Below are 2587 nucleotides of genomic sequence, written 5' to 3'. Positions count from 1 at the left end.
GGGCGGGGGCGCGCACCGCTGCCGGGCGATCCTGTCGGTGCCGGCGACGGAGGAGAAGCGGATCCTGCGCTCCTTCGACCGGGGCGCCGACGAGCTCGTCTTCGATCTCGAGGACGCGGTGGCGCCGCGGCGCAAGGACGACGCCCGTGCCCTGCTGGCCGGCGTGCTCGCCGAGATCCTCGCGGGGCCCCGGGCGGACGGCGTCGGGGTGTCCGTGCGGGTGAACGCGATCGGGTCGCCGTGGTGCCATCTCGACATCGCGGCCTGCGTGGCGGCCGGCGACGGCCCGCTGTCACTCGTCATCCCCAAGGTGTCGGACACGGGCGATCTCGCCTTCGTCGAGCGGCTGCTCGACGGGATCGTCGCGGCCACGGGGCGCACGGCACCGGTCCGGGTGCAGGCGCTGATCGAGAGCGCCGAGGGCCTGTCCCGGGTGGCGCAGATCGCCGCGTCCGGCGGCCGGCTGGAGGGCCTGATCCTCGGGTACGCCGACCTCGGCGCGTCGCTGGGCCGGGCCCCGACGACGCCGCCGCAGCGCTGGCTGTACGTCCAGGACCAGGTGCTCACCGCCGCGCGCGCCCACGGCCTGCGGGCCATCGACGGGCCGTATCTCGCCACCGCGGACGACGCCGGGTTGCGTGAGGCCGCCGAGCATGCCCGTGACCTGGGCTACGACGGCAAGTGGGTCATCCACCCGGCGCAGATCGCCACCGTGCGGGAGACGTTCACCGCCGGGGCCGAGGAGGTCGCCCGGGCCCGTGCGGTGCTCGCGGCGCTGGCGGAGGCACATCGCCGCGGCGCCGGCGCGGTCGGCCTCGACGGCGAGATGATCGACGAGGCGTTGGCGGTCGCCGCCCGCCGCGTGCTGGCCCGCGCGCAGTAGCCACCGGCGGCCTCAGGCGGCCGCGTGGCCAATCGGCCGGCCGTTGAGCAGGCCTCGCTCGATGACGGTGCCCAGCAGCGCGGCGGCCTCGTCGGGGGTCTTCGGTGGGGCCATGTTGACGGCGGTGTCCGGCAGCCGTTCGAGCAGGCAGAAGAACACGAGGCCGGCCACGTCGAGGTCGAGGGGATAGGTCCGTTCCACCTGGTCGAGCAGGGCCGCGTAGTCGGCCCACATCTCGTGCCCCACCTGGCGGCGCACCACGTCCAGGCGGGGGTCCTGCGGCGCCGACTCGATCCAGGTTCGGGTGACCCCGACGTAGCGCAGGTGGAAGGCGACGAAGTCGGCGAGCCAGCCGTGCAGCCGGCCCAGGCCCTGCGGGTCGAGCGTGATGCCGCGGATCTCCACCCCGAGGCGGGTGCTGACCGCCGACGCCTCCGCGCTCAGTGCCAGCAGCAGGTCCAGCTTCTCGTCGAAGTACTTGTAGAAGGTGCCGCGGGCCAGACCGGCCGTGGCGACGATGTCGTCGACGAAGGAGAGGTGGTAGCCGCGCTCGGCGAAGCAGGTGATGCCGGCGTCGAGGATCTGGCGGACGGTCGCGGACGCGCGCGGGCTCAACGAGGCGAACCGCTCGCTCACCTCGGGCATCGGTGTGGGCGGGACCGCGGCCAGCGCGGGGCGGCGCACCGGGCGGGGAGCCTGGACCGGCACGGCGGTCTCGGTCAGGAGCTGCGCGAAGGCGCTGGCCGGGGTGTGCGGGAACAGGATGAGCTGGAGGACGACGGCGAGGTTGTCGACGAGCTTCTCGACGGGCTGCCCGTCCCCGAAACCGCTGTGCCGGAAGTAGTTGAACCGGTTGACCAGGGTGGTGAGCGTCATCGCGGCGTCGGCGGGATCGATGCCCTCGACCTGCGAGGAGACCAGGCGCTCGGCGATCCGGTCGTAGTACGACTCCAGGAATCCGCTGATCATCGGGCGGACCGACGTCCGCGGCGAGTCGACGTTCGCCCACTGCACGAACATTGTGGCGTACTTGTCGTAGACCCAGGCCCACTCGCCGAGCCACCAGTGCAGGTTGTCGAAGCCGAGAGCCGTGGGCCCGAGGGGGCCGATCCGGCGCACGACCCGCATGAGGGCGCCGCCGCACTCGTTGAGCAACTCGACAAAAATCGTTTCTTTGCTCTCGAAGTACTGGTAGAGGGTGGCGCGCGAGACGCCGGCCGCGGTGGCGATCTCGTCGACCGACGTTCCGTGGAAGCCCTGTGACTCGAACAGGTCCAGCGCCGCTGTGACGATGCGCGCACGAGTGCGGGTGCCGCGCGCGCCGACCACGGGGCTGGTCGGACCGTAGCTGGCCCGTCGGAGGATCTCGTTCTCGGACATCTATGTCAGAGTATGCGATCCGCTCCGGTGTGGTAACGGTACCTACCCGGCTGGGCGAGTCGGGCTCGCGACGAGGGCGGCCCGGCGCAATGTCGGTAACCAGGGCTGGCAGGGAACCTGTGCGGACTCCAGCCGATCGATCATCTCAATAGCGAAGTCTGTTGAGTTACAGGAATACATCCTGTCAGAAACTCGAAATATGACGGGAAGGTTTCTGCTCGTCGAGGCGCGACCGGGGTCGGGTCCGGGGGCGCCACGCGCCGGCCACACCGGTTCACCCCGTCCCGGCCTCGGACCGGCGAGGATGCGGGCGGGACCGGGACG

At 71.7% G+C, this 2587-nt stretch carries 2 protein-coding genes; one reads left to right on the top strand and one right to left on the bottom strand.

Translation table 11 applies throughout. The features are described from left to right. A partial coding sequence (locus NBZ83_RS31525; protein ID WP_261576443.1) for an HpcH/HpaI aldolase/citrate lyase family protein occupies positions 1–883 on the top strand: 883 nt, incomplete at its 5' end. A 12-nt stretch (positions 884–895) separates the two neighbouring features. Here the strand turns inward: NBZ83_RS31525 and NBZ83_RS31520 are convergent. After that, positions 896–2263: a TetR/AcrR family transcriptional regulator gene (locus NBZ83_RS31520; protein ID WP_261567844.1), complete on the bottom strand. Its 1368-nt coding sequence runs from the start codon at positions 2261–2263 to the stop codon at positions 896–898. Positions 2264–2587 lie beyond the last annotated feature (324 nt).

Origin of the sequence: Frankia gtarii, from assembly GCF_025403375.1 — a bacterium.
GTDB lineage: Bacteria > Actinomycetota > Actinomycetes > Frankiales > Frankiaceae > Frankia > Frankia gtarii.
The sequence above is the reverse complement of the archived record's forward strand: the minus strand, read 5'-3'. Positions and strand labels throughout refer to the sequence as shown.